The organism is Natrinema versiforme JCM 10478, from assembly GCF_000337195.1.
GTDB lineage: Archaea > Halobacteriota > Halobacteria > Halobacteriales > Natrialbaceae > Natrinema > Natrinema versiforme.
On the sequence record NZ_AOID01000013.1, the window covers coordinates 148,410 to 155,010 of the forward strand.

Genomic DNA, 6,601 nt, shown 5'->3' on the forward strand with positions numbered 1-6,601 from the left:
CGTGTCAGTGTCGAACGGGCCATCCTACACGTGGTCTCTCGGGAGCAGGTCCGCGAACTCCTGGGCGGCGAGCCACTCGCAAAGTTGCACGAGCTGATCGCTCGCCGCCTCGAACAACTGTTCCCCCTTCTCCGCGGAAGCGTCCGTCTGGTCGCCTAACACGCCGTTTTCGGTGTTGTCCGCTGCGTCGTAGAACGTCCGCGAGCCGTGTTTGACCGTCTCGGCCGCCTCGACGCTCGGAATCCCGGTGTCTCTGGCCTCCTCGAGGCGGTCGTCGTGAACCAGGTCCGGCTCGAGGTACTGGATCATCGAGGTCTCCTTCGGCCCGCCGTGGGGACCATTTTGCTCGAAGAGGTCGTCGACGAGATCCGGGATCGACTCGTCCCACATCCACTCGATCGCGTAAGCGACCTCGTCCTGCCGGAGCCGGGCTCCCACTTCCCGAAGGTGGGGGACGTTCCCGCCGTGGGCGTTCACGTAGATCACCCGGTCGATGCCGTGGGACGTGAGGTTCCGCGTCAACGACTCCATATACGACCGAAACGCCGGCGGTTCGACCCACATCGTGCCGTGGAACTGCCGGTGGTGGCCGCTGACGCCGACGTTGATCGTCGGCGTACAGAGGTAGCCGGTTCGGTCGGCGACCTCCCGGGCGAACGCCTCTCCGATCAGGTGGTCGGTCGCCTCGGGCAGGTGGGGGCCGTGCTGTTCCGTCGAACCGAGCGGCACGAGCGCGAGCGATTCCGAGTCGAAGTACGTCTCGAGGTCGGGCCACGCTTCGTCGGCGAGGTACATACCTATCTGTCGTGTCTGGACCACCAATAGCGTACCGCGGGAATTCGGCTCGCGACCGACTGAAAATCGAGCACCCGAACGCGGCGGATCGTCCGCCTTTTCACCGCGCGGCGTCAATATCGAAAGCGACCCGATCCGGGTTCCTGCCGCGGTTGATCGGCGGCGCTGATCTCCCCCGCGATCGGTTGGCCCCTCGGCCGCGTCGCGGCGGTCCTCTGTGCGGTGTCGCTGACCGTCTGTTACGGTTTCGCCCGGTACGGCATCCACCCGGGTCGACCGACGCCCGGAGAGCGCGTTCTCTCCGGCAGCGGCGACGGCTAATACGGACGATTAGACGGCGGTTTGACAGCACAGTCGCCTTCACACGCGAAATCAGCGGCGGCGCTGGACTTATCCGTCGGAACGGCTTCCTCTCTCTAATGACTGAACGGGCTGAGCCGGCGGATCTAGCCCCCTGGAACGACGGCGACGAGCGGGCGGCCTGCCAGTGGTACCGGACCCTCGTCGAGACGGTTCCGGGCGGCGTCTTCCAACTCGACGGCGACGACCGGATCGTCGCGGTCGACGACGCGCTCCTCGAGTTGACCGCCGCTAGCCGGGAGGCACTCCGCGGCGAGCACGTCTCGGTGCTGCTCGGCGACGACGGCGTCGACGCCCTCGAGCGCGCCCCGTCATCGGGCGTCGCCACGTTCGAGCGATCGATTCGGACGGTTGCAGACACGACGATTCCCTGCGAACTACGGCTCGGGACGGTCCCTGCCGCCGACGGCCAGCAGGGGACGATCGGCATCGTTCGCGAACTCGAGCCCCGAGAGAGTGATCGGGGATCGCAGGCGGTGACGGGTGCCACGGGACCGGAGACGGGGACGAAGGCGGCCGACCGGACCGCATCGAAGTCGGACCCGAAACCGAAGCCGGAACACTCCTTCACGCCACCGCTCGAACCGATTACCGCGGTGATCGAGGAGGCCGACGTGGGCGTCTTCGTCCTCGACGACGAGTTCGAGGTAGCGTGGATCAACGACGCCGCCGAACGGTACTTCGGGCTCGACTCGAGGGACGTGATCGGCCGGAACAAACGGCGGCTGATCGACGAGACGATCAGCGAGGGGGTCGCCGACCCGGAGCGGTTCGCCGGGATCCTCGAGTCGACCTACGACACGAACAGCGACTCCGAGCGCTTCGAGTGCCACGTCACGGCGGGCGAACGTCGCGAGGAGCGCTGGCTCGAGCACCGGAGCAAGCCGATCGACTCCGGCCCGTACGCTGGCGGCCGCGTCGAACTCTACTACGACGTCACCGAACAGCACCGGCGGGCCTACCAGCTCCGCCGGCTGAACGAGGCCGTCCGCGAGTGGCTCGGTGCCGACACGCGCGAGGCGGCCGCCGAACGGGCCTGTCAGCACCTCTCCGATATCCTCGATCTCGAGATCAACGGCGTCTTCCTCCACGATCCGGAGCGGGCGGTCCTCGAGCCGGTCGCGTGGTCCGAACCGGCCGGGGCCCTGTTCGACGATCTCCCCACGTTCGCGGCGGGCGAGGGGATCGCGTGGCGCGTCTTCGAGTCCGGCGACCCGGTGATCTACGACGATGTCACTGACGATTCCGACGTGTACAACCCCGACACGCCGATCCGGAGCGAGATCTGTCTGCCGATCGGCGACCACGGCATCGTCATCATCGGCTCCGAAGAGCGGACGGCGTTCGACGACGGCGACCGCTCGCTCGCGAAGATCGTCGCCTCGAGTCTAGAGGTAACCTTCGACCGGATCAGCCACGAACGGACCCTCGAGCGCGAGCGGTCCCAGACCGAAACCATCCTCCGGACCGCGCCGGTCGCGATCTCGGTCGAGGACGCCGACGGGAAGACGGTGCTTGCAAACCGCCACGCACAGACGACGCTCGGCCTCGGCGATCGCGAGCCGCTCGGCGAGACCGAACTGCTCGCACGGCAGACCGTTACCGACGCCGACGGGACCCCGCTCGAGCCCGGCCGCGGCCCCTCGGCCCGGGTCAGGGAAACCGGCGAACCGGTCATCGACGAGGAACTCGTCTTCGAGGACGAGACGGGCGCGCAGACGTGGTACTCCATCACCGCGGTCCCCGTCTTCGACCGCGACGGCGCGCTCGAGCGGGTCATCTCCGCCGGCGAGGACATCACGGCGCTCAAAGAACACGAGCGCCGCCTCGAGCGGCGCAAACGCGAACTCGAGACCGAACTGAGCGAGATCCTCGGCCGCGTCTCCGACGCGTTCTACGCGCTCGACGACGAGTGGCGGTTCACCCTCGTCAACGACCGCGCCACGGAACTGCTCGGACACTCCGAGGCGGACCTCCTCGGCGAGAAGATCTGGGAGCGGTTCCCCAGCGGAACGCGGTCCGATCTCATCGACCGCTACGAGCGGGCGATGGAGACCCAGCAGCCCCAGTCGTGGGAGCGCTACTCCGACTCGCTGGACATCTGGATGGAGATTCAGGCCTACCCCTCCGAGACGGGGCTGTCAGTGTACTTCCGGGACATCTCTGACCGAAAGCAGCGGGAACAACAATTAGAGCAGTACGAGCGGATCATCGAAACCATCGATGACGGGATCTACGCGCTCGACGAAGCCGACCGCTTCGCGATGGTCAACGACGCGTACGTCGATCTCACCGGCTACGATCGCGACGAGTTGCTCGGCAGCCACGCGTCGATCGTCGTCGACGAACCAATCATGGCCCTCGCCGAGGAGGTCGCGACCGACGAGAGCGAGGAGCCGACGCTCGAGACGACCCTCGAGACGAAATCCGGCGAGGAACGACCGATCGAGGCGACGATCACGTCGATTACGAGCGCCGAGACCGGGTCCGGCCGGATCGGCGTCGTCCGGGACATTACCGAGCGACGAGAGCGCCAGCGCAAACTCGAGGCCAGCGAGCAGCGCTATCGCACGCTCGCCGAGAACTTCCCGAACGGGACCGTCGCCCTGTTCGACGACCAGTTGCGCTACACGGCCGCGGGCGGGCAACTCCTCGCCGACCTCGGCATCGATCAGGAGGCTGCAATCGGGCAGACGATTCACGACCGGTATCCCGACGACATGGTCGCCGATATCGAGTCCCACTTTCAGGCCGCTCTGGAGGGCGAGGAACGCACCTTCGAGATGCAGTATTACGGCCGAGACCTCCGCGCCCACACCCTCCCGGTTCGGACCGGCGACGAGGTCACCGCCGGCATGCTCGTCGTCCAGGACATCACCGAGCGCACGAAGTACCAGCGCCGACTCGAGGAATCGAACGAGCGCTTGGAGCAGTTCGCCTACGCGGCCTCCCACGACCTCCAAGAGCCCCTGCGGATGATCACGAGCTACCTGCAGTTGATCGAGAACCGCTACGCCGACGACCTCGACGCCGACGGGCAGGAGTTCATCGACTACGCCGTCGACGGGGCCGAGCGCATGCGCGAGATGATCGACGGGCTCCTCGAGTACTCCCGGGTCGAAACGCAGGGCGACCCGCTCGAGCCCGTCGACCTCGACGCGGTCATCGAAGACGTCCGCGAGGACCTGCAGTTCAGGATCGAGGAAGCGGACGCCGAGATAACGGTCGACGCACTGCCCCGCGTGACCGGCGACGCGAGCCAGCTTCGGCAGGTGTTTCAGAACCTGCTGTCGAACGCGATCGAGTACAGCGGCGACGAGCCGCCGCGGATTCACGTCGGGGGCGAGCGCGACGGCAGGAACTGGGAGATCTCGGTCCGCGACGAGGGGATCGGCATCGATCCCGACGATCAGGAGCGGATCTTTCAGGTGTTCCAGCGCCTGCACAGCCACGAGGAACACGCCGGGACGGGGATCGGGCTCGCGCTCTGTCACCGGATCGTCGAGCGCCACGGCGGCGAGATCAGCGTCGACTCCGACCCCGGCGAGGGAGCCACGTTCTCGTTTACGCTACCGGCCGCCGACAGCGCGGACGGAGAGCCGTAGCCCGGTTCGAACCGCTGCAGTCAGCCAACAGCTATATATCCGACCACCTACTCAACCTGGCAAAGCGGTGCACGACGTGATTCCGACAACACCCGGTTCGGATCGATCCCTGCTCGTCGCCTCGCTCGCCTGTTTCGCCGTCGCCGGCGTCGCAAACGCCGCCGTCGACGGAGCCGGATTAACCCTCGGAGCGACTGCGATCGCCATCGCTGGCGTCTATTGTGTCGCTCGCTACGCCCAGACGGTCACCCGACGAGCGCTCGCCCGGACGGCGCTCGGGTTCTGGGTCGCGTTCCTCGGCGTCGCCGGCGGGCACGCCGTCGGCCTCGAGACGATCGGCTCCGTCGCACCGGGCCCTGCGGGGGCAACCGTCGTCGCGCTCACCGCGGTCACGTGGGCGACGCTGCTCACTGCCGCTGGAGCGACGATCTTCCTCGGATTTCGGGAGTACGGCTCCCCGGCCCCGGCCGACGAACAGATGCTCGACGGCGAAACATCGGACTCGCTCTAAGCGACAATCGCTGTTTCTCACCGCGTCTCACCGGTTCTCGCTGCCGAACCGCCGACGGACTCGAGACCGCGCTCGTCGCGGCGTCGGAATCACTCGACGCGGTAACTCACCGCGATTCCCTCGCCCAGCGGGACGATGACCGTCTCGAAGGCCGGATCGGCTCGAACCGTCTCGAGATAGTCGATAACGCCTTTCGTGTGTCCGTTGACATCTTCCGGCGCGGTGCCCTCGGCCCACTCGAGTAAGTCGTCGAAGTCGACGACGCTCGCCGTGATCGCGTTGTCCGCGACGATGACGCCGCCGACGGGAACCATCTCGCGGACCGCCTCGAACGCGTCCGCGTAGCGTTCCTTTTGGTGGTCAATGAGGACGATGTCGAACGGGCCGTCGTAGCGGTTGATCGTCGCCATGGCGTCGCCGAGTTCGTATCGCGCGATATCGTCGTAGCCGCCCGCGGCCATGTACTCGCGGGCGAGGTCGAGTTCGTCCTCATCGACTTCGGTGAGGACGATCTCACCGTCGTCGGGCAGGGCCTCGGCGAACCAGTAGGCCGAGTAGCCGTAGCCCGAACCGAATTCGAACACGCGCTCGGCCCCGTTCAAACGGGCGACGAAGCGGAGGAACGCGCCGACGCCGGGGCCGACGTGGGGGAACCCCTCGGCGGCGGCGAACTCGTCCATCTCGATCAGCGTCTCGTCGGGGGCCGAGCCGGCCGCGCGAACGAAGCGGGCGATCTCGTCGGTCAGAACGTCGGTCATACTCCCGCATACGTCCGCCAGCCCATAGGTTTCGGGGAGCGAGAACCGCGCCGACGACGGTATTCTTTTTGTTCTCGCAACCGTCATGTCGACCGATATGCCCGCCGAACACCCACTCGCCGACGCCGTCGACAATCTGGTGTACGAGCCGGTACAGGTCAGCGACCACGGGATCGATCTGACGGTCAGCGCCGTCTACGAGGTGGCCGCTCCCGGCCGACTCGACTTCGGCGGCGACGAACTCGCGGACGCCGACCTCGAGCCGGTCCCGACGGAACTCGAGAGCCCCCACGACGAGTACGGCTGGTGGCACCTCGAGGGCGGCCAGTACGTGATCCAGCACAACGAGTTTCTCACCGATCTCGAGGGGGCGGTCCAGCTCCAGCCGCGCAACGAGTTGCTGGCCCGCGGCGGGTCCCATCCCTCGATGCAGGTGCGAGACCACCTGCCCCTGATCCCGCTGACGGTGGCCGACGGCGGCCTCCGCCTCAAGGAGAACGCACGGGTGTCGACGCTGGTACCGCTCGGCGGGTCGACTCGGCGCGAGTGACTCGAGAAGAATAGAACGCGAC

The 6,601-nt window shown here is 67.0% G+C and carries 5 protein-coding genes and 1 pseudogene; 4 read left to right on the plus strand and 2 right to left on the minus strand.

The window, feature by feature from the left end; all coding sequences use genetic code 11:
• Positions 1-24: 24 nt before the first annotated feature.
• Complete coding sequence (locus C489_RS03845; protein WP_006429828.1) at positions 25-795, minus strand: creatininase family protein; 771 nt, start codon at positions 793-795, stop codon at positions 25-27.
• A 204-nt stretch (positions 796-999) separates the two neighbouring features.
• Between C489_RS03845 and C489_RS22525 the strand changes: the two are divergent.
• The 3 genes and pseudogenes from C489_RS22525 to C489_RS03855 form a co-directional block, all read left to right on the plus strand.
• Positions 1,000-1,116: pseudogene (locus C489_RS22525) on the plus strand (DUF1467 domain-containing protein); the annotation flags it as partial.
• A 98-nt stretch (positions 1,117-1,214) separates the two neighbouring features.
• Positions 1,215-4,760: a PAS domain S-box protein gene (locus tag C489_RS03850; RefSeq protein ID WP_006429830.1), complete on the plus strand. Its 3,546-nt coding sequence runs from the start codon at positions 1,215-1,217 to the stop codon at positions 4,758-4,760.
• A gap of 67 nt (positions 4,761-4,827) precedes the next feature.
• On the plus strand, positions 4,828-5,271 hold the full coding sequence (locus C489_RS03855) for a hypothetical protein (RefSeq protein ID WP_006429831.1): 444 nt from the start codon (positions 4,828-4,830) through the stop codon (positions 5,269-5,271).
• A gap of 89 nt (positions 5,272-5,360) precedes the next feature.
• Here the strand turns inward: C489_RS03855 and C489_RS03860 are convergent, their stop codons facing one another.
• Positions 5,361-6,029, minus strand: coding sequence for an O-methyltransferase (locus tag C489_RS03860; RefSeq protein WP_006429832.1), 669 nt, complete (start codon positions 6,027-6,029; stop codon positions 5,361-5,363).
• A gap of 97 nt (positions 6,030-6,126) precedes the next feature.
• Here C489_RS03860 and C489_RS03865 point away from each other — a divergent pair, with 97 nt between their 5' ends.
• A complete protein-coding gene (locus tag C489_RS03865) occupies positions 6,127-6,579 on the plus strand; it encodes a dCTP deaminase/dUTPase family protein (RefSeq protein ID WP_049890578.1) in 453 nt (150 codons plus the stop codon).
• The last annotated feature ends 22 nt before the right edge of the window (positions 6,580-6,601 follow it).